This is a genomic window from Burkholderia sp. BCC0419 (genome assembly GCF_902830285.1).
Taxonomy (GTDB): domain Bacteria; phylum Pseudomonadota; class Gammaproteobacteria; order Burkholderiales; family Burkholderiaceae; genus Burkholderia.
In genome coordinates this window covers 26,542-50,398 of record NZ_CADESR010000013.1, presented here as the reverse complement: position 1 = coordinate 50,398, position 23,857 = coordinate 26,542, and the positions used below count along the sequence as shown (strand labels likewise).

Here is a 23,857-nt window from a genome sequence, read left to right as displayed (position 1 = left end):
GGGCCTGGAGGCCGTTGAACCGTTTTCTTGTTGCCATCGATCCCGCTCCCGACGGGAGACGGCGCGGCCGACAGTGGTTGGGCAGACTTCGCCCGGGCCACCGGAATTCGGAATATACGCGACGAATCAAGGGAATAGCAACAAAAACCGCTTGATCGAACCCCAATTAAATGGATGCCTTGATGTGGTGCTGTTTTATTGGGGCTGTATCATTTTGGTGCAAAAAGAAGCGGCGCCCGCCGCGCCGCTTCTGGCCCGCCTTTCCGGCCTTACTGCTGGATCGGCGGCGTGTTCTCGCGCACCTTTCTGGGGCGTCCGCGCGGCAACGGCGAGACGCGCCGGTTCGCGGTGCGCGCCGCCCACTCGCGGTAATTCTCGCCGCCAAGCACCCAGCCCTTCAGCGTCGCCTGCTGCAGCTGGTCGGCCTGCCGCTCGTCGAGCGGCTGCTCGCACAGCTCCTTGTACGCACGCTGGCGGTCGAACGGCGTGTTGCCGAGCGCCCAGTAGAGCGGATGGTCGGTGATCAAGCTGTCGACGGTGAGCCCGACGTGATGCCGGTAGCTCGACCACCGATAGGCCTCGGGCGTCGCGACGAGCTGCGAGCGCACCGGGCTCATCTCGACCACGCGGCTCGCGAGCAGGAAATAGCGCTCGCCTTCGATCACCGTCGCGCGATAGCGGCCTTCCCACAAGGTGCCGCGCCGCGAATAGCGCCGGTTGAAATGCGCGACGTAGCGACGGCCGACGGCCTGCATCGCCTTCGGCAGACTCGCCTCGTCGCTCGGCGTCACGAGGAGTTGCACCTGGCGCGGCAGCAGCACGTAGGCATGCACCGACAGGTGATGATCGCGTGCGGCGGCCTTCAGGCAGTCGATGAAGAGTTCGTAGTCCTGGTCGTCGACGAACGCGGGTTGCTGATCCAGGCCGCGCAGTATCACGTGCTGCGGCTGGTCGGGAACGTAGAGTCGTGCTAACCGTGCCATGCTGAATGTCCGTTTGAACGCGTTAGGAAATACCCGGAGGTCCGAAAATGCGCACTGCGTAGAATGCCTGCCCCTGCGGCGCGCGTAAGCGTACGGTCGTGCGAATCCTAGGGTGAAAACTCTAACTTACGAGCTTGTTTGGTTTTAAACGCAGTCGTCATAATGAGCACGCCTTTGATCGGAGGAGACACAATGAAACGAAAACTGGCCATTACGGGGGCCGCAGCGCTCGCATTCACGTTCGCGGGCGGTACGGCACATGCACAATCCGCAGGTGATTTCTACGTCAGCACCGGCTGGCTGCACCTTTCGCCGCAGGACAGCAGCGACTCGCTGTTCGTCTACGGCGTAGGCGGCACGCCCATCAACCAATCGATTCCCAACACCGGCGCCGGCATCACCGACGCCGATACGCTGGGGCTCGCAACGGGCTACTTCGTTACCGACCATATCTCCACCGAGCTCGTGATGGGGATACCGCCGAAGTTCGACATTACCGGCAAGGGTCAGTTCGAAAAGTTCGGCGTACTCGGTCGTGCGTACCAGTGGAGCCCCGCCGTATTGCTTCGCTACCACTTCAACGACGCCAACGCGAAGTTCCGTCCGTATGTCGGCATCGGCGCAACGTATATCTGGTTCACCGGCGCGAAGATCACGAACGGCGCGTTCGAGAACGGCGTGCTCGGCGGCCCGACCAGCGCCACGACCAGCAACCAGTGGGCGCCCGTCTTCAACGCCGGCTTCACGTACAACTTCACGAAGCACTGGTTCGCGGGCCTGTCGCTCTCGTACATCCCTGTCAGCGTGACTGCGACCTTCACGACGGCCCGCCGGACGCCGGTCGGTACGCTGACGGAAACGTCGAAGGCCCACATCTCGCTGAACCCGATCGTCACGTACCTGAACGTCGGCTACCGCTTCTAAGCGTAGTCGAATATTTGGGGAATGGTTAATCCTGCTGCAATTTGTAGCGGATTTTTCCTGGGGTAACGTCTCCACGATGCAAAACGCCCCGGCGGGAATCCCGTCGGGGCGTCGTTTTTTTCGCATCAGGCACGTTCCGGGCAAGGGTTTCACCGGCCACCGCCGCGGCCGCGGCCGTGGCCGTCAGACGACGTGGATGTCGTCCAGCGCATCGGGCGCGATCAGGTCGATTCGGTCCGTGCAGACCGCATCGACGCCCCAGCGCGCGAGTTCGCGCGCCCGTTCGAGGTCGTTCACCGTGTAAACCAGGATGCGCAGCCCGGCGGCCTTGATCGCGCGCACGAGCGGTTCGTCGAGCCGACTGTGGTCTGCATGCAACGATACGCAGTCGAGCGCGTCGATCACCTGCGCATGCCAGTCGTCCGGCACGACTTCGTAGAGCATCCCGCGCGGCAGCGCCGGCACGCTCGCGCGTGCCTGTTGCAGCGCGTCGAACGAGAACGACGACAGCAGCGGCGCCACGGCGGCATCGCGCCAGTACGCGGCCGCGTCGGCCGCCACGCGCTGCCCGGTTTCGCGCTCGCGCCCCGGGCACGGCTTGATCTCGACGTTCGCGGCCAGCCCGTGCGCGAGGCAGCGCGCCGCCGCCGCCTCGAGCGTCGGCATCCGTTCGCCCGCGAAGCGCGCGTCGCGCCACGCGCCCGCGTCGAGCGCGGCCAGCGCCGCATAACGCATGCCCGCCGCCGCTCCGTGGCCGTTCGAGGTCCGGTCGACCGTGTCGTCGTGCAGCAGGAACGTCACGTCGTCGGCCGACAGCTTCGCGTCGAACTCGACCATCCGGTGACCGCGCCGCGCGCCCTCGTCGAGCGCGGCCAGCGTGTTCTCCGGCGCGAGCGTGCCGCCGCCGCGATGGGCGACGACGCGCGGATAGGGCCAGTCGGTACGGATCGTCATCATCGGTCTCCCGGCAGTCAGACAGTTTCAGCCGGCGCGCTTGCCGGTTTCGGGATCGAAGAAATGCAGCCGGTGCGCGGGCAGCGCAGCCGCCAGCGCCGTGCCGCGTGCCGGGCGGTCCGCGTGCGGCAGGCGCACCGCGACGTCGTGATTGCCCCAGCGGCCGTGCGCGAGATTGTCCGCGCCGAGCAGCTCGCACGAATCGACCGGCAGCGTCGCCTGCGCGACGCCCGGCTGCGGCGTCATGTGTTCGGGACGCACGCCGAGCACCCAGTCGCGCCCAGTGGCGATCTCGCGGCCGATGCCCGGCGCGCCGGCGACCGGCAGCGCGGGGCCGCCGCCCGCGACCGTGAAGGTCGTGCCGTCTTCCGACAGCCGGCCGTGCAGCAGGTTCATCGCGGGCGAACCGATGAAGCCCGCGACGAACACCGTCGCCGGCTTCTCGTACACGTCGACCGGCGCGCCGATCTGCTCCGCGTAACCGCGGTTCATCACGATCACCCGCTGCGCGAGCGTCATCGCCTCGATCTGGTCGTGCGTCACGTACACGCTCGTCGTCGCGAGCCGCGCGTGCAGCCGCTGGATCTCGAGCCGCATCTGCACGCGCAGCTTCGCGTCGAGGTTCGACAGCGGCTCGTCGAACAGGAACACCGACGGTTCGCGCACGATCGCGCGCCCCATCGCGACGCGCTGCCGCTGGCCGCCCGACAGTTCGCGCGGCCGCCGCGCGAGCAGCGGCTCGAGCTCGAGGATCTTCGCGGCCGCGGCCACCCGCGAATCGATCGTCGCGCGCTCGATGCCGCGGATCTTCAGCCCGTAGCCCATGTTCTGCGCGACCGTCATGTGCGGGTACAGCGCATAGTTCTGGAACACCATCGCGATGTCGCGGTCCTTCGGCTCCAGCGTGTTGACGACCCGGTCGCCGATCGCGATCTCGCCGTCCGTCACGGACTCGAGCCCCGCGATCATCCGCAGCAACGTCGACTTGCCGCAGCCCGACGGGCCGACCAGCACGATGAATTCGCCGTCGGCGATCTCCACGTCGATGCCGTGCAGCACGTGCTGCTTGCCGTCGTAGGATTTCCTGACGCCCTTCAAGCTCAGCGCAGCCATACCTGGTCCTTCTCCCGGTTACCGTCGGTCGTTCATTTCTCGGAATCGACGAGGCCGCGCACGAACCAGCGCTGCATCGCCAGCACGACGACGAGCGGCGGCATCATCGCCAGCAGCGTCGCCGCCATCACGTATTGCCATTCGGTCGCGGCGTCGCCGCTCGCGATCATCGTCTTGATGCCCACCACCGCCGTCGACAGCGACGCTTCCGTCGTGATCAGGATCGGCCACAGATACTGGTTCCAGCCGTAGATGAACGTGATCACGAACAGCGCGGCGATGCTCGTCTTCGACAGCGGCAGCACGACGTCCCAGAAGAAGCGCAGCGGCCCCGCGCCGTCGATGCGCGCCGCATCCATCAGCTCGTCGGGCAGCGTCATGAAGAACTGGCGGAACAGGAACGTCGCGGTCGCCGACGCGATCAGCGGCATCGTGAGCCCCGCATAGGTGTTCGTCAGGTGCAGCGTCGACACGACCTGCACGGTCGGGAAGATCCGCACTTCCACCGGCAGCATCAGCGTGACGAAGATCAGCCAGAACGCCGTGTTGCGGAACGGGAAGCGGAAATAGACGATCGCGTACGCGGACAGGATCGACACCGCGATCTTGCCGACCGCGATCCCGAGCGCCATCGCGAAGCTGTTCACGAGCAGGCGGCCGAACGGCGCCGTCGTGCCGCCGCTGCCGTGCCCCCAGATGTACGCGATGTTCTCGAACAGGTGCGTGCTCGGCACGAGCGACAGCGGCACCGTGAACACTTCCTGCGCGTTCATCGTCGCCGCGCAGAACGCGACGTAGACAGGGAACACGATCAGCACGACGCCCGTGATCAGCACCGCATGGCAGAACAGGTCGAAGCCCTTGCGATTTTCGATCATGCGTATTGCACCCTGCGTTCGACGAAGCGGAACTGGATCACCGTGAGCCCCACGACGATGCTCATCAGCACCACCGACTGCGCGCCCGAGCTGCCGATGTCGAGCCCCTGGAAGCCTTCCGCGAAGATCTTGTAGATCAGCGTCTTGGTGCTCTGCGCCGGGCCGCCGCCGGTGGCCGCGTCGATCACCGGGAAGGTGTCGAAGAACGCGTAGACGAGGTTCACGACCAGCAGAAAGAAACTCGTCGGCGACAGCAGCGGCAGCACGATGTTGAAGAAGCGCCGCACCGGCCCCGCACCGTCGATCGCCGCCGCCTCGATCAGCGAGCGCGGGATCGCCTGCAGCCCCGCGTAGAAGAACAGGAAGTTGTAGCTCACCTGCTTCCACACCGACGCCAGCACGACGAGGAACATCGCCTGCCCGCCGTTCAGCGCGTGGTTCCACACGATGCCGCCCTTCGCGAGCGCATACGTGATCAGGCCGATGCTCGGGTTGAACAGGAACGCCCACAGCACCGCCGCGATCGTCGGTGCGACCGCGTACGGCCAGATCAGCAGCGTGCGGTACACGCGCGCGCCGCGGATCACGCGGTCGGCGCATGCGGCGAGCAGCAGCGACACGACGAGCCCGCTCACCGTGACGAGCGAACTGAACACGAGCGTCGTGCGGAACGAATCGAGATACAGCGGATCGGCGAACAGGTGCGTGAAGTTCGCGAAGCCGACGAATTCGCTCGACGTGCCGAACGCGTCCTGCATCTGCGTGGACTGCCACAGCGCGACGCCGGCCGGCCACAGGAAGAACACGGCGGTGATCGCGAGCTGCGGCGCGATCAGCAAGTACGGCACCGGGCTCGTACCGAAACGGGAACGGGATTGCATCGCGGATATCCGGTCAGGCGAAACGGAAAGGGGCGCGCGCCGCCGGACGGCACGCGCTGACGCGCGGCGCCGCCGGCGGCACGAAGCGATGCGTGCTCAGCCGCCCGACTTCTCGAAGCGGCGCAGCAGTTCGTCGCCGCGCGACGCGGCCGAATCGAGCGCGTCCTTCGGCGACTTCTTCTCCGCCCAGACCTGTTCGAACTCCTCGTCGACGATCGTGCGGATCTGCGGCATGTTGCCCAGCCGCAGCCCCTTCGTGTACGGCAGCGGCGGCTTGTTCAGCATCTGCTTGATCGCGGTTTCGGCGCTCGGGTTCTTCGCGTAGAAGCCCTGCTGGTGCGTCAGGTCGTACGCGGCGGTCGTGACCGGCAGGTAGCCCGTATCCTGGTGCCACTTCGCGGCGACGGCAGGCGTTGCCAGGTACGCGAGGAATTTCGCGACGCCCTTGTAGGTCGCCGGATCCTTGCCGGCCAGCACCCACAGGCTCGCGCCGCCGATGATCGCGTTCTGCGGCGCGCCCTTCACGTTCGCGTCGTACGGCAGCATGCCGGTGCCGTAGCTGAACTTCGCGAACTTCTGCACGTTCGCGAGCGCGCCCGACGACGTCGTCAGGATCCCGCAATCGCCGCTGTAGAACTTCGCCGACGCTTCATCCTTGCGGCCCGCGTACGTGAACGTGCCGTCCTTCGCCATCTGCTGCAGGAACGCGATATGCGCGATCTGCTGCGGCTTGTTGAACTCGAGCACGGCGTCGCTGCCGTCGAAGCCGTTGTTGCGGCTCGCGAACGGCAGCCCGTGCCACGCGCTGTAGTTCTCGAGCTGAATCCAGCCCTGCCAGCCGGTCGTGAAGCCGCAGGCCATTCCCGACTTGCGCAGCTTCTCGGCATCGGCCTTCACGTCGGCCCACGTCTTCGGCGGCTGGTTCGGATCGAGGCCCGCCTTCTTGAACGCGTCCTTGTTGTAGTACAGCACCGGCGTCGAGCTGTTGAACGGCATCGACACGAGGTGGCCCGTCTTCGCGTCGCTGTAGTAGCTCGCGATGGTCGGCACGAACGCCTTTTCGTCGAGCGTCACGCCAGCCTGCTTGAACACGTCGTAGACCGGCACGACCGCCTTCTTCGCCTGCATCATCGTCGCGGTGCCGACTTCATAGACCTGCAGGATCGCCGGCGCGTTGCCGCTGCGATAGGCCGCGATGCCGGCCGCGAGCGCCTGGTCGTAGGTGCCCTTGAAGACCGGCACGATCTTGTAGTCGCTTTGCGACGCGTTGAACTGGTCCGCGATCGCATTGACCCGCTCGCCGAGCGCGGCCTCCATCGCATGCCAGAACTGGATTTCCGTCGCGGCGAGCGCGACGTGCTGCGCCCCGAACATCAGCGCGCCGCCGAGCGCGATCGACCGAACCAGTGTCCCCGCAGGCTTCTTCTTCATCGACCTCTCCTATGAAAACGTTACCAACAGCGTGTGCAACATTCCCGTCGCCATTGAACCGGCGAAGTCTAGTGATCGTTTGTGACAGTCAGTTGTCGTTGACGACGAACAGGCGCTGGTATTCCTTCAGCGCGAAGCGGTCGGTCATGCCGGCGATGTAGTGCGCGACGAGACGTGGCTGCTGCGCCGCGTCGTCGGACTGGTACGGCGGCGGCAGCAGGCGCGGGTCGTCGATGAACGCATCGAACAACCCCGTGACCACGCGTTGCGCCTTGCTCGCCATGCGCATCACCTTGTAGTGGCGATACAGGTTCTTGAAGAGGAAGCGCTTGAGGGCCGCCGCCTGCGCGGCGACCTCGGGGCTGTGCGACACGAGCGGCGGCGCGGCGCGCACGTCGTCGAGCGACGCGGGCGCGACACGCGCGAGATTGCGCGTCGTCTCGTCGATCAGGTCGACGATCAGCGTGTTGATGATGCGGCGCACCGTCTCGTGCACGAGACGGCGGCCTTCGAGGTGCGGGAATTCGGCGAGCGCCGCTTCGTAGTGACGCTGCCACAGCTCGACTTCCGCGAGCTGCTCGATCGTGATCAGGCCGGAGCGCAGGCCGTCGTCGACGTCGTGATTGTTGTAGGCGATCTCGTCCGCGATGTTCGCAAGCTGCGCTTCGAGCGACGGCTGGCGGCCCTGCAGGAAGCGCTCGCCGAGCGCGCCGAGCTTGCGCGCATTGTCGCGCGAGCAGTGCTTCAGGATGCCTTCGCGCGTCTCGAAGCACAGGTTCAACCCGTTGAACGCGCCGTAGTGCTCCTCGAGCTCGTCGACGACCGCAAGGCTCTGCAGGTTGTGCTCGAAGCCGCCGTGCTCGCGCATGCACGCATTCAGCGCGTCCTGCCCGGCATGGCCGAACGGCGTATGGCCGAGATCGTGCGCGAGCGAGATCGCTTCGACGAGATCCTCGTTCAGGCGCAGGTTGCGCGCGACCGAGCGCGCGATCTGCGCGACTTCGAGGCTGTGCGTGAGGCGGGTGCGGAACAGGTCGCCTTCGTGATTGACGAAGACCTGCGTCTTGTATTCGAGCCGGCGAAATGCGGTCGAATGGACGATGCGGTCGCGATCGCGCTGGAATTCGGTGCGCGCCGCCGGCGGGGTTTCCGGATGGCGGCGGCCGCGCGACTGCGATGCGTGCGCGGCATACGGAGCGAGATGGGCTTCCAGCGCCGCCAGCGTCGGCGGCTCGGCCACCGGCGCGGCGGACGCGCGGTTGGCTTCGGGCAGTGTGCTGCTGGATGTCTCGCTCACGTCTCCTCCATGTCAGGGGCGCCGGCGGATCCGGGCCGCCGTTAGCGGGTCGTCTGCGCCAGTGTAGCGAATACCGCTTCGTCCGGCGCCTGCGTGATCAGCGTATCTCCGAATCGCTTCAGCAGGATGAACTTGATCGCGCCGGCCTCGGCCTTCTTGTCGACACGCATCAGGTCCATGTAGCGCGCGTCGCCGAGCGCGGGCCCGCGGGTCGGCAGATGCGCGGCCGCGATCACCGCATCGAGGCGCTGCCGCGACGCTTCGTCGAGGAGGCCGAGCCGCACCGACAGGTCGCCCGCCATCACCATCCCGCAGCCGACCGCCTCGCCGTGCAGCCATTCGCCGTAGCCGAGCCCGGCCTCGATCGCATGGCCGAACGTGTGGCCGAAGTTCAGGATCGCGCGCAGGCCGCCTTCGCGCTCGTCGGCCGCGACGACGCTCGCCTTGATCTCGCACGAACGCTTCACCGCATGCGCGAGCGCAGCCGGCTCGCGACGGTTCAGCACATCGACGTTCGCCTCGATCCAGTCGAAGAACTCGGCATCGGCGATCGCGCCCGTCTTGATGACTTCGGCGACGCCCGCCGCCAGTTCGCGATCGGGCAGCGTGGTCAGCGCGCCGATGTCCGCGATCACGGCCTGCGGCTGGTAGAACGCGCCGATCATGTTCTTGCCGAGCGGATGATTGATGCCCGTCTTGCCGCCGACCGACGAATCGACCTGCGACAGCAGCGTCGTCGGCACCTGGATGAACGGCACGCCGCGCATGTAGCACGCGGCGGCAAAGCCCGTCATGTCGCCGACCACGCCGCCGCCGAGCGCGACGAGCGTCGTCTTGCGATCCGCGTGATCCGTGAGCAGGCCGTCGAAGATCAGGTTCAGCGTTTCCCAGTTCTTGTACGCCTCGCCGTCCGGCAGCACGACGGTCGACACGCGCTTGCCGAGCGGCGCGAGCGCCGCGCGCAGTGCGTCGCCGTAGAGCGGATCGACCGTCGTGTTCGTGACGATCGTGACGGACGAACCCTTGACGTGGGGAGCGAACAGCTCGGTGCGGCCGATCAGGCCGGCGCCAATATGAATCGGATAGGCGCGGTCGCCCAGATCGACGTTGACAGTAATCATGCTTGTAGCGGCTTGGCGATGACGCCGGCCAGTTCGAGTTGCATCAGCACCATGTTGACGAGACCGTTGACCGACGGACGGCCGGTCTCGATGACGAAATCCGCGCATTCGCGGTACAGCGGGTCGCGCACTTCGTACAGCGCTTCGAGACGCCCCTTCGGATCTTCCGTCTGCAACAGCGGGCGGTTCTTGTCCTTGCGCGTGCGCAGCCACAGATCGTGCGGATTGGCGCGCAGGTAGACGACGATGCCGTTGGTTTTCAGGCTGTCGCGATTTTCCGGGCGCAGCACCGCGCCGCCGCCCGTCGCGAGCACGATGTTCTCGCGCTGCGCGAGATCGGCGATCACCTGCGTTTCGCGATCGCGAAACCCGGCCTCGCCCTCCAGCTCGAAGATCACCGGAATGCGCGCGCCCGTACGGGCCTCGATTTCGTGGTCGGAGTCGAAGAACGTCCTGTCGAGACGACGCGCGACCGCACGGCCCACGGTGGTCTTACCCGCTCCCATAAGGCCGACGAAAAATACGTTTGCATGTGGGTCCCGCGCTTGCAACGGCTTCCTCTGCTTCAATCTTGCTGGTGTGTGGCGCAGCTTACTGGCAAAGCGGCTGCCTTGTCGAGCCTGCGCCGGCGGCTTCCGGCCCCGTTTTCTCGGCATCCGCGTCGCCCGTGCCGGGCGCACCGCAACGCGCATCGACGACGGTCGGCGTGATGAAGACGACCAGTTCGTTGCGCTGGTCGCGCTGCGCGCGGTGCCGGAAAAGCGCGCCCAGAAACGGTATTTTGCCCAAGAGCGGCACGCGCGTCACATCGTTCCGGTTCAGTTGTTCATAGATGCCGCCGATCGCGACCGTCCCGCCGTTCTCGACCTCGACCCGCGTCTGCACATGCTTCGTATGGATGGCGGGGCCGGCCGCGGTCGGCTCGCCGACGCTGTCCTTGGTCACGTCGAGATCGAGCACCACGCGCCCGTCCGGCGTGATCTGCGGCTCGACCTCCAGCTTGAGCGTCGCGCGGCGGAACTGCACGCCGCTCATGCCATTGCCGACCTTCGCCTGGTACGGCAGCTCGGAGCCCTGCTCGACGATGGCCTTGACGCGGTCGGCCGTCACCACCCGCGGCCGCGAAACGATCTGGCCCCGGCCCTGCGCCTCGAGCGCACTCAGCTCGATGTCGAGGACGCGGCTGAGCGGCGCGGCGAACAGCGTGAAGCCGGCGGTCGCCGCGTCGAAGCCGCCGAGCGGCCGCGCGGCGAGATCCAGCGCGTTGCGCGCGTCCGCCGTAAACGACGCGCCGTCGGCCGACGACGGCCGCCCCTGCGCACGCAGCGCGACACGCGCGCCGAGGTTGCGCGAGAAACCCTGCTCGCCTTCGACGATGCGGGCCTCGATCCGGACCTGCCGTGACGGCCGGTCGATCGCGTCGATCAGGCCCGCGATCTGCACGATACGCGGCGCGAGATCGGTCACGAACAGCAGGTTCGTGCGCGGATCGGCCGCCGCGGCGCCGCGCTTCGACAGCAGGCGCTGGCCGGTCGCGCCGGCCAGCAGCCGTTGCACGTCCTGCGCACGCGGATAATGCAGCGCGAACGTACGGCTCGCGAGCGGCTCCAGATCGGCGGCCCGCGCATGCATTTCGAAGCGCTCGCGTTCGCGCGCAGCCAGCTCGGCTGCCGGCGTGACCCAGATCACGTTGCCGCGCCGGGACATCGCGAGCCCGTGCGTGTCGAGCAGCGTGTCGAACGCCTCGCGCCAGCGGACATTGTTCAGACGCAACGTCACCGTGCCGCGCACCTGCTCGCCGACGACGATATTGAGCCCCGTGAACCGCGCAATCGCATCGAACGCAGCCGCGAGCCCGGCGCCCTGCAGATTCAGCGAGATCCGCCGCGCGTCGTCCGCATCGCCGGGTTGCCGCGCCGTGGCGTCGCTCATCCGGGCCGGCGGCGCCAGCGGGATCGGCGGCCCCTCCAGCGTGGGGATCGGTGCGGCGGTTTCCGTCTGCAGTGCCGCGCGCGCCGCCTGATCGAACGGCGGCGGTCCGGCATCCTCCGCTACCGCGCTGTCCACGCCGTCGGCCACGCGCAGCGGCTGCGGCAAACCCGGCACCGACATATCCGTCGACCCGGCGGGCCAGACCGCCGGCAGCGGCGGCAACGACGCGCTTGCGCCGGCGGCCGTCACGCCGGCCCAGAGGACAAACACCCAACAGCCGTGCTTCGTCATGGCCGGCCTCCGTCGTCCAGGACGAGCCGCTGCGATCCGTCCGCCGTCGCAAGCGTCACAGCCGCGCGATCGACGCGTACCACGCGCGCAGCCCCGAGCACCTCGCCAGGCGCGACGGTCGTGAACGCGCCATCGCCGTCGTCGAACAACGCGAGACCGGTACGCGCGTCGCGAATCGTGCCGGCAAGGCGGGCTGCGCGCCCCGCCGCTTCGGCCGGGCCAGCCTCGCCGAACGGATCGGCGTCGGGCGCGGCGACGCGAACCGGCGTGGTGCCCGTCGCGGCCGTTGTCGCCGGCAGCGCCGGAAACACGTCGACGGACATGTCCACCCGCGCCGCCGACATGCCGCGCTCGATACGAAGCGCGGACGGTACCGCCAGCACCGGGAAGCGCGCCAGCCCGCCAACCATATGCAGCAACGCGCGAAAACCGCCATCCGCGGCGATGTGCACGGTGTGCCGGCCGTCCGGTGCCACGCCATCGGCGCGCTGCGGTTCGATCGACACGCGCTGCAGCCCGCTCGACGCAGCGAGATCGGCCAGTTCCAGCATCAGCGCGGCCCATTCCGGCGCATGCGGCAAGCGGTCGTCACGCGTCGACGCAGGATGTCCGTCGCGCCGTTGCCCAGCGGAAGCCAGCACGCGTTGCGCGTCGGCCGCACGCGCCTGCGCTGCGGCGAGCAACGCGCGACTGTGTGCCAGCCCGCTCCAGTCGGCCGCATTCGCCAGATGAATGCCGCCTGCCAGCACGGCCGCGAATGCCAGCACGCAACCCGCGGCATGCGCGGCCGCTGGCGACACGCGCGGCATGCGGCCCGGCCCGGCGCCTCCGAGCAGCGCCGGCCGATGCACGAGCGCCGTCATGCGCCCCCTCCCGACACCGTCCGCGACGACATCGCGTCGTGCCAGCGCAACTGCACGGAGAACCGAAACGGCATCCCGGCCGCGGAAGCCGGCCCATCCGAGGCAGGCTTCAACGTCTCTATGTCGATCCGCCAGTCGCGCTGCTCGCGCGCCATCGCGGCGAGCCACCGCGCAGCCGCCCGGTAACTCGCGGCGCGCGCATCGAGCACGGCACCGGTCGTCGTCATGCGCAGCGCGTCGAGCCGGATATGATCGGCACGCACCTGCTTCAGGGTCGCCAGCAACCCTGCCACGCGCCGGTAAGGCGCGGCCAGCGCAGCCGCTTGCGCGTCGCGCTGCGCGATGGCAGCGGCGGCATTGGCGGCGCGCGCCGCAGCAGCCACCTGTGGCTGCAACTGCCGCAGCCGTGCCTCCACGCCGGCGCGCTCGGCGTCCACCCGCCCCCGCGACAACACGGCAGCGCCCGTCCACAGGCCGGCGCCGAACACGCCGAGCAGGATCGCCACGCCGCACTGCGTGGCCCGGCGACGCCGCAACGCGTGCGCCAACCGCTCGCGGTACGGCAGCAGGTTGAAGTCGCCGAATACCGCCTGTACCGCCTGCTCGGCCGCAACCGCCGCGCCCCCGTTTGCCGCCACGTGACCGGCCATCATTCCCACACCCCGCGCAACGCCAGCCCGAACGCGACGGCAAACGCCGGGCCGCCCGGCATGCCGGCGTGCGCGCACGGCTGGCCGTCCCAGCCCGTGCAGTCGAACGGGACCACCGCCGTGCCGAGCACATCGCCAATCTCGGCGACGGACGTATCGAAGCGGGCAATACATCGCTCGTCCCCCGCCACGAATACGCAACGCACGGCCCCGAGCACGCGCCGGCGCAACGCATCGGGAAGCGCCTCCGGCAACGTGCCGGACAGGGTGAGCACCGGCATGGTCGACCGGCCTTCGATTCGCCAGCCGCGCACGCCCGCGTCGCAGAACCAGAGCACGGCGTAGGCGCCCTGCGCGTCGAGTTCGAACTGCGCGGCATAGCGCAGCGCGCGCAGCACGGCGGCCGACTCGCCGTCGATCACAGTCAGGTCGATACCGGCCTGGGCGGCCACGTCGATCCGCCGCTCGAGCAGCGCCAGCGGCGCCACCGCCACCGCGATCTCGCCGGAGCGCGCGCCGCCGTAGTGCCGCCAGTCGAACGCGAGACTGTCCGGCGCCAGCCCCGAGATGCGTTCGGCCGCCTGCCGCGCGGCATCCGGGATGTCGCCGCGCCCGGCCAGATCGAGCGTCGCGGTGCGCATCTCGTCGTCGTGCAGCGCCATCACGCCGCGCGCGTCGCACCGCACATCGGACGCCGACAGCCGCGCCACGGCTGCCGCCAGCGACCGCGCGACCGCCGCCCACCGCGCGTCTTCCGGCGCGCCCGCCAACCCGACCGGTTCCCGCTCGAGCCCCTCGACGCGCACCTCCGCTTCCCTGCCGCGCCGGCTCAGCACAGCCACCCTCACTTCGTGCGCACCGACGTCGATTCCCGTCGACCGGTGCCTGCCCTGTGCAAACCGCGCCACCCATCGTCCTGCCATCCCAGCCTCCCGAAATCGTCGCGGCCCACGCCGCGTTTCCGAGACCTGATTCTGCAAAGCGACGCGTGCGGCCGACAGTCGGCCAAACGGCCAGCATCCGCTCACGGCGGCCGTGCACGGACTATGCTGACGGCATGCCGACCCGCGGCTTTCCGACGGGCGGCCCCCGCGTCAGGACCGGTCTTACCGGGCAGCTATAATCGCGGGACTGTTTTCCGGTATGCCTATGCAATCCACGACTCCTACGTCCCCGCCTCCCGCCCCGGAGCCGAAAAAGCGGCCCTGGTGGCAAAAAATCCTGCTCGGCTTCGCCGCGATGTGCGTGGCCCTCGTCGTGGCCGGCGGCCTCGTGCTCGGCTACGCGCTCGTCGTGGCCTGGCCGAACATGCCGTCGCTCGACGCGCTGACCGACTATCGGCCGAAGGTGCCGCTGCGCATCTATACGTCCGATCACGTGCTGATCGGCGAATTCGGCGAGGAGCGCCGCGACGTCGTCCATTTCAGGGACGTGCCCGACTCGCTGAAGAAGGCGATCCTCGCGATCGAGGACGCGCGCTTCTACGATCACGGCGGCGTCGACCTCACCGGCATCATCCGCGCCGGCTTCGTCGCGCTGACGAACGGTCACGCGTCGCAGGGCGCGAGCACGATCACGATGCAGGTCGCGCGCAACTTCTTCCTGTCGAGCGAGAAGACCTACACGCGCAAGATCTACGAGATGCTGCTCGCGTACCGGATCGAGCGCGCGCTGACGAAGGATCAGATCCTCGAGGTCTACATGAATCAGATCTATCTCGGCCAGCGCGCGTACGGCTTCGCGAGCGCCGCGCGGGTCTATTTCGGCAAGGACCTGAAGGACATCACGCTCGCGGAAGCCGCGATGCTCGCGGGGTTGCCGAAAGCGCCGTCCGCGTACAACCCGGTCGTGAACCCGAAGCGCGCGAAGGTGCGCCAGGAATACATCCTGCAGCGGATGCTCGAGCTGAACTTCATCACGCGCGAACAGTACGACGAAGCCGCCGCGCAGCCGCTCGTCGTCAAGGGTCCGGGCCGCGATTTCAGCGTGCACGCCGAGTACGTCGCGGAAATGGTCAGACAGATGATGTACGCGCAGTATCGCGAGGAAACCTACACGCGCGGCTTCAACGTCGTGACGACGATCGATTCCGCGGACCAGCAGGTCGCGTACACCGCGCTGCGCAAGGGCATCATGGATTACGAGCGCCGCCACGGCTATCGCGGGCCGGAAGGCTTCATCGAGCTGCCGGCCGGTGCCGACGACCGCGAACAGGCGATCGACGACGCGCTGCTCGAGCACCCCGACAACGGCGAGCTGATCGCCGCGGTCGTGACGGCCGCGAGCCCGCGCCAGATCACGGTGGCGTTCATCGACGGCAGCACGGCGACGATCGAGGGCGACAACCTGCGCTTCGCGTCGGGCGCGCTGTCCGCCAACGCGCAGCCGAACCGCCGCATCCGCCCCGGCGCGATCGTCCGCGTCGTGAAGAACGACGCCGGCAAATGGTCGATCACGCAGTTGCCGCAGGTCGAAGGCGCGTTCCTGTCGATCGTCCCGCAGGACGGGGCGATCCGCTCGCTCGTCGGCGGCTTCGACTACAACAAGAACAAGTTCAACCACGTCACGCAGGCGTGGCGGCAGCCGGGTTCGTCGTTCAAGCCGTTCATCTACTCGGCGTCGCTCGACAAGGGCCTCGGGCCGGCCACCGTGATCAACGACGGCCCGCTGTATTTCAGCGCCGCGGAAACGGGCGGCCAGCCGTGGGAGCCGAAGAACTACGGCGGCGGCTTCGAGGGCCCGATGTCGATGCGCACCGCGCTGCAGCGCTCGCGCAACCTCGTGTCGATCCGGATCCTGAACCACATCGGCACGAAATACGCGCAGCAATACATCACGCGCTTCGGCTTCGACGCCGAGCGCCATCCGGCCTACCTGCCGATGGCACTCGGCGCCGGCCAGGTCACGGCGCTGCAGATGGCCGGCGCGTACTCGGTCTTCGCGAACGGCGGCTACCGCGTCAATCCGTACCTGATCGCCGAAGTCACCGATCCGAACGGCGCGATCGTCGCGCGCGCGCAGCCGCTCGTCGCCGAGCAGAACGCGCCGCGCGCGATCGACGCGCGCAACGCCTACGTGATGAACAGCCTGCTGCAGAGCGTCGCGCAGCGCGGCACGGGCGCGCGGACCAACGTGCTGAAGCGCACCGACCTCGCGGGCAAGACCGGCACGACGAACGACTCGCACGATGCGTGGTTCGCCGGCTACCAGCACACGCTCGCCGCGATCGCGTGGATCGGCTACGACAATCCGCGCAGCCTCGGCGATCGTGAAACCGGCGGCGGCCTGTCGCTGCCGGTCTGGATCGACTACATGGGTGCGGCGCTGAAGGGCGTGCCGGAGTTCAAGCCGACGGTACCGGACGGCGTCGAATCGCTCGGCAGCGAGCTGTATTTCACCGAGTTCACGCCGGGTCACGGCTTCGTGTCGACGGTCGGCGTGCCGCAGGCGCCAGCTGCGCAGAACGTCGACGAGGCCGTGCCGCACGTCGACGAACAGGAAAAGCAGGACATCATGAACCTGTTCCAGGGCCACTGACACGCGGCCCGGCCATGAAGAAAGCGCCCCGCGGGGCGCTTTTTCTTTTGGTCCGACGTTCGGGGCCCGGTGCCCCTGCCGTCACGCGCTGAACGTGATCGGCAGGCCGGCCTGCTGGGTCGCGTATTCGGTGAGCGCGGAGAAGAACTCGGTGCCCGTGCGCGTATCGCGCCATGCGTCATCGATGAAACGGTAGTGGAATCCGCCCGCCTTCGCGGCAATCCACACTTCCTTCATCGGCGGCTGCAGGTTGACGATGATCTTCGAGCCGTTCTCGAACGTCAGCGTCAGCACGCTGCCGTTGCGCTCCAGATCGATGTCGTGATCGCCGTCGTTCGCGGCGTCCACGGTACGCTCGACGGCCGCCAGCACGGCCTCGGCACGGGCCAGGTATTCAGTATCGGACATGCTAAACTCTATCGGTTAAATTGTTCAGGGACGATCATGCGAGTCGTTTTCCGGATGAGCGCGATTGTAGCGGCTTTGGCGATTCTTGCCGGCTGCGGTCAAAGCGGCGCGCTCTATCTGCCCACCGTGCCCCCGATGCCCAAGCCGATCCAGCAGCAGAATACGCCGCCGTCGGACGTGAAACCGACCGACGAAAACGCGTCGTCCGACGAGACGCCCGACACGTCCGGCTCGCCGCTCACGCTGTCGCCCGAGCTGTCGAGCAGTGCATCGACCCTGCCCGCCCCGGCATCGGGCCCGGCCGCCACGAAGTAACGACGCGATGCCGCCCGCGCGGCGCTCGCGACAAGGCGATGACTTCCCGGTCATCGCCTTTTGTTTTTCCGGGCCCGGCCGCCCCGTCACGCGCGCACGCGCCGCCATCCCCACGCAACCAGCCGCCAGCCGAGCAGCGCGGCGACGATCGCCGCGTAGAGCTTCGGCTGCGCGAGATTGTGCTTGCCGGCCCGCATCCACCAGAAGTGCAGCACGCCGAACAGCGCGATCGCGTAGATCGCGCTGTGCAGCGTCGCCCAGTGGCGACCGAGCCGGCGCACCATCGCGCGCGGCGACGTCGCGGCGAGCGGAATCAGCAGCACGAACGCCGCGAAGCCGACCGTGATGAACGGGCGCTTGCCGACGTCCTTCAGGATCGCGACGACGTCGAACCACTTGTCGAACCACAGGTAGGTCGTGAAATGCAGCGTCGCGTAAAAGAACGCGAACAGCCCGATCATCCGGCGAAAGCGCAGCAGCGGCGCGAAACCCGTCATGCGCCTCACCGGCGTGACGGCAAGCGTGACGCACAACAGGATAAGCGTCCACAAGCCCGTCGAGCGCGTGATGAATTCGATCGGGTTCGCACCGAGCCGGTCGGTCAGCCCGAACAGCACGAGGCGCGCGAGCGGATAGAGGCCGGCCGCGAACACCAGCACCTTGGCCGGTGCGAGCCAGCGCGGCGCGGCGGGACGGATCGCACCGGCCCGCGCCGCGCGCGCGGCCGGCCCGGCGCCCGCGGCGCGTACGGGCGAGAGCGTCGAAGGAGGCATGTCGTTTCTCACGATCGCGCTCAGAAATTCTTCTTCAGGTCCATGCCCTGATACATCGATGCGACCAGATCGCCGTAGCCGTTGAACATCAGCGTCTTGCGCTTCGGCGTGAAGAAGCCGTCCTCGCCGATGCGCCGCTCGGTCGCCTGGCTCCAGCGCGGATGATCGACGTTCGGGTTCACGTTCGAATAAAAGCCGTACTCGTTCGCGGCGTACGTGTTCCAGCTCGTCTTCGGCTGCGTGTCGACGAAGCGGATCTTCACGAGCGACTTCGCACTCTTGAAGCCGTACTTCCAGGGCACGACGATCCGCACCGGCGCGCCGTTCTGGTTCGGCAGCACCTGCCCGTAGACGCCCATCGTCAGCAGCGTCAGCGGATTCATCGCCTCGTCCATGCGCAGCCCTTCCGAATACGGCCAGTCGAGCACGGGCGTCGACAGGCCCGGCATCTGCGACGGATCGGCCAGCGTGATGAACTGCACGTATTTCGCGTTGCCGGTCGGCTGCACGCGCTTGATCAGCTCGGACAGCGGCACGCCGATCCACGGGATCACCATCGACCAGCCCTCGACGCAGCGCAGCCGGTACACGCGCTCCTCGAGCGGCGCGAGCTTCAGCAACTCGTCGAGATCGAACACCTTCGGATGCTGCACCTCGCCTTCGACGCTCACACGCCACGGGCGCGGCCGCAGCGTGCCCGCGTTCTGCGCCGGGTCGCTCTTGTCGGTGCCGAACTCGTAGAAGTTGTTGTAGGACGTGATGTCCTTGAACGGCGTCACCTTGTCGATGGCGACGAACTTAGGGTTCGTTTTCGCCGCGAGCTTCGCTGCCCGCGGGTCGGGCGACGCATACGCGGCGAAGGCGCCGCCGCTGGCACCGAACAGGCCGCCCGCGGCCGCGACGCCGGCCGCCTGCAACACGCGCCGCCGGTTCTCGAATACCGCGGGCGGGGTGATCTCGCTCGGCGCGATATCCGCGCCGGTCAGTACGTTACGCAAAGGGCGTTTGATCCACATCGTGCAGCTCCTCCCGCATGCGCGGCGCGCACGCTTCATGAGCGTTCGACCCGGCCCGTCATGCGCCGTTCGACGCCCGGTTCGCCCGCCCGTTACAAAAGAAAACCGCCGGGCACGCGGTGCACCGGCGGTTTGATAGTCGGACGAGCGGCGGAAATCTTACAGCTTGCCGTAGCTGTGCAGCCCGGACAGGAACATGTTGACGCCGAGGAACGCGAACGTCGTGACCAGCAGGCCGGTGAGCGCCCACCAGGCGGCCGCCGCGCCGCGCAGGCCCTTCATCAGCCGCATGTGCAGCCACGCCGCGTAGTTCAGCCACACGATCAGCGCCCAGGTTTCCTTCGGGTCCCAGCTCCAGTAGCCGCCCCATGCTTCGGCCGCCCACAGCGCGCCGAGGATCGTCGCGATCGTGAAGAACGCGAAACCGACCGCGATCGACTTGTACATCACGTCGTCGAGCACGTCCAGCGTCGGCAGGCGATCGGCGAGGATCCCGCGCTCCTTCATCAGGTACGCGACCGACACCATCGCCGACAGCGCGAAGCTGCCGTAACCGATGAAGTTCGCCGGCACGTGGATCTTCATCCACCAGCTCTGCAGTGCCGGCACGAGCGGCTGGATCTGCTGCGCATCGCGCGCGACCGAGTACCACATCAGGAAGCCGACCGCCGCGCTGATGACCAGCAGCACGAACGCACCGAGCGAACGCGTGCCGTAGTGGCCTTCGTAATACAGATAAAGCAGTGCGGTGATCAGGCTGAACAGGACGAACACTTCATACAGGTTCGACACGGGGATATGCCCGACGTCCGCACCGATCAGGTAGGACTCGTACCAGCGCACCATCAACCCCGTGAAGCCCATCAGCACGGCGACCCACGTGAGCTTCTGGCCGATCGCGGCGCCCGTTTCCGAGCGTGCGAGCAGGCCGATCCAGTAGAAGATCGTCGCGAGCACGAACAGCGCGCTCATCCACAGGATCGCCGACTGGCTCGACAGGAAGTACTTGAGGAAGAACGCCGAATCGGCACGGGCGAGATCGCCCTGGTAGATCTGGATAGACAGCAGCGACAGCACGGCGATCGACGCCATCATCAGCCGCGCGGGCTTCCAGCGCCAGCCGAGCACGACAAGCGCCGGCACCGTGCCGATCATCACCGCCTTGTCGTAGTAATTCATGTGTTCGTTGTAGTGCACGAACGCATAGCCGGCGCCAACCACCAGCGCCAGGGCGAACAGCCAGTCGAACGGCGACAGGCGCGCGAGGAACGGACGCTCGTCGAACAGCGGCGACGATGCCGGCGCCGGAGCCGACGCCGTACGGGAAGAGGAAACTTGCGTGAGATCCATGATGTTACCGGGTGGAATTCTCGGAATCGGAACCGCCGCCGGCAGGCGGGCGGGCCGTCGAAGCCGCACCGGCGGGCGCGGCATCGCGAGGTGCGGCGCGCAAGGCGGCACCGGCCGCGTCGCGCGTCTGCACGAATTCTTTCTCGAAATCGAAGGTCTTGCGGGCCGTGGACATTGCCATCACCACATCGACGCCCGAACCGGCGTCCTTCAGCCAGAACCAGAGTCGCCGCTCGCGCACGTAGAACATCGAGAAGATGCCGGCGACCAGCAGCAGGCTGCCAAGATACACCAGATTCTTGCCGGGTGCGCGCGTCAGCTGAAATACCGAAGCTTGCACCTGCTTGAATGAGTCAAGCTGCAAATAGACCGGCGATCCATACAAGAAGCTGTCGGATAGCGCATTGATCGCGTTCTGCACGAAGCGGATCGTGTCGGTGCCCTGCTGCGCGGCCGGCTCGCCGGCACGCTCGCGGGCGATCTGCCAGACCTCCCACATCGAGCCCTCGAGCATCCGCAGCAGCAGGCTCGCGGCCTTCTCCTGCTCGCCCTTCGGCACCGAGCGGTCGATGAACGTCGCCACCGCCTGGAAGCCGCCGACCGGCTGGCCGTTCGCCCCGCGGCCGACGCTGTCGTCGCTCGCCGCAAAAAGGGTCAGCACCTTCGAGGCGCTGTCCTGCAGGCGGCCGCGCAGCGACGCGTCGCCCGGCAGCGAGCGCTGCGCGAAGCGTGCGGCGGCTTCGGTGCGCACGGCCGGATCCTCGAGCGCGGCGCGCAGGCGCATCCATTCGCCGATCGAATCCTGGCTGTCGGCCGGGATCCGCATGTAGCGGAACGGATCGTTCGGGCTCGCGCGCACGCCGGCGAGGAATACGCGCTCGCCGTTCATGTCGACGGGCAGCATGTAGTTGTTGAATTCGCGCGCCTGGCCGTCCTTGCCGCGGATCTTGTACTGCACCGACGGGCCGATGTTGTGGAGCTGCGTCGGCTTCGACGTCTTCGCGCCCGAGCCGAGCCGCTCGTCGAACGCTTCCTTCAGCGAGCTGGTCGTCGCGACGCCGCGCACGTCCGGCTTGCCTTTCGCGTCGGCCATGTTCTCGACGTTGATCGCGCGAAAATCGGAGAACTCGATCGTGTCGCCGTCGGCGCCCGGCACCTGCAGCGGCGCCGAGCTGCCGATCGTGCCCTTCACCGGGACGGTCGCCGCGTGGCTGCCCGTCATCGGGTAGGCCGTCATCTGCATCTGCGAGCCGCCGTCCTGGAAGCTCGACTGGTAGATCGACACGCCCTTGTACGTGAACGGCTTGTTGACTTCGACCCGCGCCGGGATCTTCCGGCCGGTCTCGCGATCGATCACGACGATGTCGCTCGCGAACAGCTTCGGCATGCCCGTCGTGTAGTAATCGACGATGAACTTGTCGAGCTGGATCGAAAACGGCAGATCCTGGATCAGCGAGCCGCTCGGCTGGTTCAGGATCGCGGTCGACACGAACTGGCCCTCCGGCACCCACGCATAGCCGCGGAACGTCGGATTCGACGCCGACAGGCGATGGTCGGGCGAGATCTCGCTGATCGTCGCGCTCGTGTTGACCGGGCTCTTGCCGAACATCCACATCTGGAATTTGATCGGCAGGTTGCTGTCGAGCAGGCCGCCGATACAGATCACGATGATAGCCAGGTGCGCGGAGATGTAGCCCCACTTGGTCATCGCGCCGCGCTTCGCGGAGATCAGCGTCGCGCCGTCGGTTTCACGCACGACGTGCTTGTAGCCGGCCTTCGTGACGAACGTGGCGAGCGTCGCCGCGACGGTCGCGCGCGTACCGGACGCCGTGTACTCGGCCTTGTGGTGGAAGGCGCGCAGGCTGCCTTCGCGGACCTTGTCCTTCCAGCTCTTCGCATCGGCGAGCATCTTCGGCGCGTTGCGGATCACGCACAGCGAGATCGACACGACGAGGAAGATCAGGATCAGCATGAACCACCACGCGCTGTACACGTTGTACAGGCCGAGCGAGCGGAAGATGTCCGCCCAGAACGGCCCGAACTGGTTCACGTAGTTCGGATACGGATCGTCCTGGGTCAGGACCGTGCCGATGATGCTCGCAATCGACAGCACCACCAGCAGCGCGATCGCGAAGCGCATCGAGCTCAGCAGCTCGACCGCGCGTTTCGGCGCACCCTGACTCGACTTCGACTGCAACCCCGACGTGGTAACGCTCATTCAAACTCCGACTAAGGGGAAACAGCCCCCACGCTCACTATGTTCGCTTGGGGGGCGCAGCCCCCCATCGCCTGCAAGCCGCTCCATCCCGGCTCGGCCCGGCGAGTGCCGACAAAAAAGAAGGGCGAGGCAACCGCAACGGCGCGGCGCCCCACCCTTTTCTTGTTCTGACTCCGGCCGCCCTTCGGGCGCCCGGTCATTCCATTCGCGGCTGACCGCTCAACGCAGGCCCGCGATGTAATCCGCGACGGCCTTGATCTCGTTGTCCGACAGCCGCGACGCGATCTGATGCATCGCCTCGTTGTTGCTGCGCGCGCCGGCACCCTGCTGGAACGCGGTCAACTGCGCGACCGTGTAATCGGCCCATTGCCCCGACAGACGCGGGTACTGGACCGGGATCCCCTGCCCCGTCGGCCCGTGGCAGCTCGCGCAGGCGGGGATGCCCTTTTCCGCGATGCCGCCGCGATAGATCTTCTGGCCGACCGGCACGGTCGCCGCATCGCGTGCGGTACCGAGCTTCGTCGTCTGCGACCCGTAGTACGCTGCGACGTTGCGCATGTCGTCCGCGCTCAACGCGCTCGCGAATCCGACCATCACCGCGTTGTTACGCACCGGCCCCTTCGCGCCCGGCTGCGTCTTGAAGTCGTTCAACTGCTTGACCAGATATTCGGGATGCTGACCGGCGAGCTTCGGGAAACTGCCCGACGCGCTATTGCCGTCGGCGCCGTGACACGACGCGCAGACCTGCCCGGCAATCGCCTTGCCGCGGTCGAGATCCGGCTTGGCCGCATCTGCCGCGTTTGCCTCCGCTACGAAACCTACGAACCCTGCTGCAACCTGAAGCACCATCAGAGACTTGCACAGTCGATTCATTCGCACACCCTGTTTCGTCTTGTGGGAATTTGAGGTTCTGCAAAAAACG

Annotated in this window: 22 protein-coding genes; 3 read left to right on the top strand and 19 right to left on the bottom strand. The window is 67.4% G+C overall.

Annotated features, from left to right (window positions below):
• Nucleotides 1-269: 269 nt before the first annotated feature.
• Nucleotides 270-983, bottom strand: coding sequence for a transposase (locus tag HWW87_RS33990; RefSeq protein WP_027783329.1), 714 nt, complete (start codon nt 981-983; stop codon nt 270-272).
• Between the two features lie 192 nt (nt 984-1,175).
• On the opposite strand from HWW87_RS33990, the gene HWW87_RS33985 reads away from it, so the two are divergent.
• Nucleotides 1,176-1,907, top strand: coding sequence for an OmpW family outer membrane protein (locus tag HWW87_RS33985; RefSeq protein ID WP_175823952.1), 732 nt, complete (start codon nt 1,176-1,178; stop codon nt 1,905-1,907).
• Between the two features lie 183 nt (nt 1,908-2,090).
• Here the strand turns inward: HWW87_RS33985 and ugpQ are convergent, their stop codons facing one another.
• From ugpQ to HWW87_RS33925, 12 genes are all read right to left on the bottom strand, one after another.
• Nucleotides 2,091-2,861, bottom strand: a complete 771-nt coding sequence (gene ugpQ / locus HWW87_RS33980; protein WP_175823951.1) for a glycerophosphodiester phosphodiesterase — start codon at nt 2,859-2,861, stop codon at nt 2,091-2,093.
• Nucleotides 2,862-2,888: 27 nt separating this feature from the next.
• On the bottom strand, nt 2,889-3,974 hold the full coding sequence (locus HWW87_RS33975) for a sn-glycerol-3-phosphate import ATP-binding protein UgpC (RefSeq protein ID WP_175823950.1): 1,086 nt from the start codon (nt 3,972-3,974) through the stop codon (nt 2,889-2,891).
• Nucleotides 3,975-4,006: 32 nt separating this feature from the next.
• A complete protein-coding gene (gene ugpE, locus HWW87_RS33970) occupies nt 4,007-4,852 on the bottom strand; it encodes a sn-glycerol-3-phosphate ABC transporter permease UgpE (RefSeq protein ID WP_174431380.1) in 846 nt (281 codons plus the stop codon).
• Entirely contained in the window at nt 4,849-5,733 is an 885-nt protein-coding gene (ugpA, locus tag HWW87_RS33965; RefSeq protein ID WP_175823949.1) for a sn-glycerol-3-phosphate ABC transporter permease UgpA, read from the bottom strand. The genes ugpE and ugpA overlap by 4 nt, the downstream gene beginning before the upstream one ends.
• A 96-nt stretch (nt 5,734-5,829) precedes the next feature.
• Nucleotides 5,830-7,164, bottom strand: coding sequence for a sn-glycerol-3-phosphate ABC transporter substrate-binding protein UgpB (gene ugpB, locus HWW87_RS33960; RefSeq protein ID WP_175823948.1), 1,335 nt, complete (start codon nt 7,162-7,164; stop codon nt 5,830-5,832).
• An 88-nt stretch (nt 7,165-7,252) separates the two neighbouring features.
• Nucleotides 7,253-8,437 (bottom strand): deoxyguanosinetriphosphate triphosphohydrolase, encoded by a 1,185-nt coding sequence (locus HWW87_RS33955; RefSeq protein ID WP_244107401.1) that lies wholly within the window; start codon nt 8,435-8,437, stop codon nt 7,253-7,255.
• 65 nt (nt 8,438-8,502) lie between these two features.
• Entirely contained in the window at nt 8,503-9,582 is a 1,080-nt protein-coding gene (aroB, locus tag HWW87_RS33950) for a 3-dehydroquinate synthase (protein ID WP_175823946.1), read from the bottom strand.
• On the bottom strand, nt 9,579-10,133 hold the full coding sequence (locus HWW87_RS33945; RefSeq protein WP_027783320.1) for a shikimate kinase: 555 nt from the start codon (nt 10,131-10,133) through the stop codon (nt 9,579-9,581). The genes aroB and HWW87_RS33945 overlap by 4 nt, the downstream gene beginning before the upstream one ends.
• A gap of 40 nt (nt 10,134-10,173) precedes the next feature.
• Nucleotides 10,174-11,805: a type IV pilus secretin PilQ gene (pilQ, locus tag HWW87_RS33940; protein ID WP_175823945.1), complete on the bottom strand. Its 1,632-nt coding sequence runs from the start codon at nt 11,803-11,805 to the stop codon at nt 10,174-10,176.
• Nucleotides 11,802-12,668: a pilus assembly protein gene (locus HWW87_RS33935; RefSeq protein WP_175823944.1), complete on the bottom strand. Its 867-nt coding sequence runs from the start codon at nt 12,666-12,668 to the stop codon at nt 11,802-11,804. The genes pilQ and HWW87_RS33935 overlap by 4 nt, the downstream gene beginning before the upstream one ends.
• Nucleotides 12,665-13,318: a fimbrial protein gene (locus HWW87_RS33930; RefSeq protein WP_175824042.1), complete on the bottom strand. Its 654-nt coding sequence runs from the start codon at nt 13,316-13,318 to the stop codon at nt 12,665-12,667. Before HWW87_RS33930 ends, HWW87_RS33935 begins: the two co-directional genes overlap by 4 nt.
• Nucleotides 13,318-14,241, bottom strand: coding sequence for a competence protein ComA (locus HWW87_RS33925; RefSeq protein WP_175823943.1), 924 nt, complete (start codon nt 14,239-14,241; stop codon nt 13,318-13,320). The genes HWW87_RS33930 and HWW87_RS33925 overlap by 1 nt, the downstream gene beginning before the upstream one ends.
• Nucleotides 14,242-14,461: 220 nt before the next feature.
• Here HWW87_RS33925 and HWW87_RS33920 point away from each other — a divergent pair, with 220 nt between their 5' ends.
• Entirely contained in the window at nt 14,462-16,855 is a 2,394-nt protein-coding gene (locus HWW87_RS33920) for a penicillin-binding protein 1A (protein ID WP_175823942.1), read from the top strand.
• An 81-nt stretch (nt 16,856-16,936) separates the two neighbouring features.
• On the opposite strand, the gene cyaY is transcribed toward HWW87_RS33920, so the two are convergent.
• Entirely contained in the window at nt 16,937-17,263 is a 327-nt protein-coding gene (cyaY, locus tag HWW87_RS33915; protein ID WP_175823941.1) for an iron donor protein CyaY, read from the bottom strand.
• Nucleotides 17,264-17,299: 36 nt separating this feature from the next.
• Here cyaY and HWW87_RS33910 point away from each other — a divergent pair, with 36 nt between their 5' ends.
• Nucleotides 17,300-17,578: a lipoprotein gene (locus tag HWW87_RS33910; RefSeq protein ID WP_174431387.1), complete on the top strand. Its 279-nt coding sequence runs from the start codon at nt 17,300-17,302 to the stop codon at nt 17,576-17,578.
• Nucleotides 17,579-17,664: 86 nt separating this feature from the next.
• Here the strand turns inward: HWW87_RS33910 and msrQ are convergent, their stop codons facing one another.
• From msrQ to HWW87_RS33885, 5 genes are all read right to left on the bottom strand, one after another.
• Complete coding sequence (gene msrQ, locus HWW87_RS33905; RefSeq protein ID WP_175823940.1) at nt 17,665-18,351, bottom strand: protein-methionine-sulfoxide reductase heme-binding subunit MsrQ; 687 nt, start codon at nt 18,349-18,351, stop codon at nt 17,665-17,667.
• Nucleotides 18,352-18,371: 20 nt separating this feature from the next.
• Nucleotides 18,372-19,367: a protein-methionine-sulfoxide reductase catalytic subunit MsrP gene (gene msrP / locus HWW87_RS33900; protein ID WP_175823939.1), complete on the bottom strand. Its 996-nt coding sequence runs from the start codon at nt 19,365-19,367 to the stop codon at nt 18,372-18,374.
• Nucleotides 19,368-19,526: 159 nt separating this feature from the next.
• Nucleotides 19,527-20,717: a c-type cytochrome biogenesis protein CcsB gene (gene ccsB / locus HWW87_RS33895; protein WP_175823938.1), complete on the bottom strand. Its 1,191-nt coding sequence runs from the start codon at nt 20,715-20,717 to the stop codon at nt 19,527-19,529.
• Between the two features lie 4 nt (nt 20,718-20,721).
• Nucleotides 20,722-22,935 carry a cytochrome c biogenesis protein ResB gene (locus HWW87_RS33890; protein WP_175823937.1) on the bottom strand — a complete coding sequence of 738 codons (2,214 nt, stop codon included), beginning with the start codon at nt 22,933-22,935 and terminating at the stop codon, nt 20,722-20,724.
• Between the two features lie 219 nt (nt 22,936-23,154).
• Nucleotides 23,155-23,808: a c-type cytochrome gene (locus HWW87_RS33885; protein ID WP_175823936.1), complete on the bottom strand. Its 654-nt coding sequence runs from the start codon at nt 23,806-23,808 to the stop codon at nt 23,155-23,157.
• Nucleotides 23,809-23,857 lie beyond the last annotated feature (49 nt).

What these genes read in the sequence shown, in the direction of transcription:
- HWW87_RS33990 (WP_027783329.1), bottom strand. Translation starts at nt 983, where the DNA reads ATGGCACGGTTAGCACGACTCTACGTTCCCGACCAGCCGCAGCACGTG.
- HWW87_RS33985 (WP_175823952.1), top strand. Translation starts at nt 1,176, where the DNA reads ATGAAACGAAAACTGGCCATTACGGGGGCCGCAGCGCTCGCATTCACG.
- ugpQ (WP_175823951.1), bottom strand. Translation starts at nt 2,861, where the DNA reads ATGACGATCCGTACCGACTGGCCCTATCCGCGCGTCGTCGCCCATCGC.
- HWW87_RS33975 (WP_175823950.1), bottom strand. Translation starts at nt 3,974, where the DNA reads ATGGCTGCGCTGAGCTTGAAGGGCGTCAGGAAATCCTACGACGGCAAG.
- ugpE (WP_174431380.1), bottom strand. Translation starts at nt 4,852, where the DNA reads ATGATCGAAAATCGCAAGGGCTTCGACCTGTTCTGCCATGCGGTGCTG.
- ugpA (WP_175823949.1), bottom strand. Translation starts at nt 5,733, where the DNA reads ATGCAATCCCGTTCCCGTTTCGGTACGAGCCCGGTGCCGTACTTGCTG.
- ugpB (WP_175823948.1), bottom strand. Translation starts at nt 7,164, where the DNA reads ATGAAGAAGAAGCCTGCGGGGACACTGGTTCGGTCGATCGCGCTCGGC.
- aroB (WP_175823946.1), bottom strand. Translation starts at nt 9,582, where the DNA reads ATGATTACTGTCAACGTCGATCTGGGCGACCGCGCCTATCCGATTCAT.
- pilQ (WP_175823945.1), bottom strand. Translation starts at nt 11,805, where the DNA reads ATGACGAAGCACGGCTGTTGGGTGTTTGTCCTCTGGGCCGGCGTGACG.
- HWW87_RS33935 (WP_175823944.1), bottom strand. Translation starts at nt 12,668, where the DNA reads ATGACGGCGCTCGTGCATCGGCCGGCGCTGCTCGGAGGCGCCGGGCCG.
- HWW87_RS33930 (WP_175824042.1), bottom strand. Translation starts at nt 13,318, where the DNA reads ATGGCCGGTCACGTGGCGGCAAACGGGGGCGCGGCGGTTGCGGCCGAG.
- HWW87_RS33925 (WP_175823943.1), bottom strand. Translation starts at nt 14,241, where the DNA reads ATGGCAGGACGATGGGTGGCGCGGTTTGCACAGGGCAGGCACCGGTCG.
- HWW87_RS33920 (WP_175823942.1), top strand. Translation starts at nt 14,462, where the DNA reads ATGCCTATGCAATCCACGACTCCTACGTCCCCGCCTCCCGCCCCGGAG.
- cyaY (WP_175823941.1), bottom strand. Translation starts at nt 17,263, where the DNA reads ATGTCCGATACTGAATACCTGGCCCGTGCCGAGGCCGTGCTGGCGGCC.
- HWW87_RS33910 (WP_174431387.1), top strand. Translation starts at nt 17,300, where the DNA reads ATGCGAGTCGTTTTCCGGATGAGCGCGATTGTAGCGGCTTTGGCGATT.
- msrQ (WP_175823940.1), bottom strand. Translation starts at nt 18,351, where the DNA reads ATGCCTCCTTCGACGCTCTCGCCCGTACGCGCCGCGGGCGCCGGGCCG.
- msrP (WP_175823939.1), bottom strand. Translation starts at nt 19,367, where the DNA reads ATGTGGATCAAACGCCCTTTGCGTAACGTACTGACCGGCGCGGATATC.
- ccsB (WP_175823938.1), bottom strand. Translation starts at nt 20,717, where the DNA reads ATGGATCTCACGCAAGTTTCCTCTTCCCGTACGGCGTCGGCTCCGGCG.
- HWW87_RS33890 (WP_175823937.1), bottom strand. Translation starts at nt 22,935, where the DNA reads ATGAGCGTTACCACGTCGGGGTTGCAGTCGAAGTCGAGTCAGGGTGCG.
- HWW87_RS33885 (WP_175823936.1), bottom strand. Translation starts at nt 23,808, where the DNA reads ATGAATCGACTGTGCAAGTCTCTGATGGTGCTTCAGGTTGCAGCAGGG.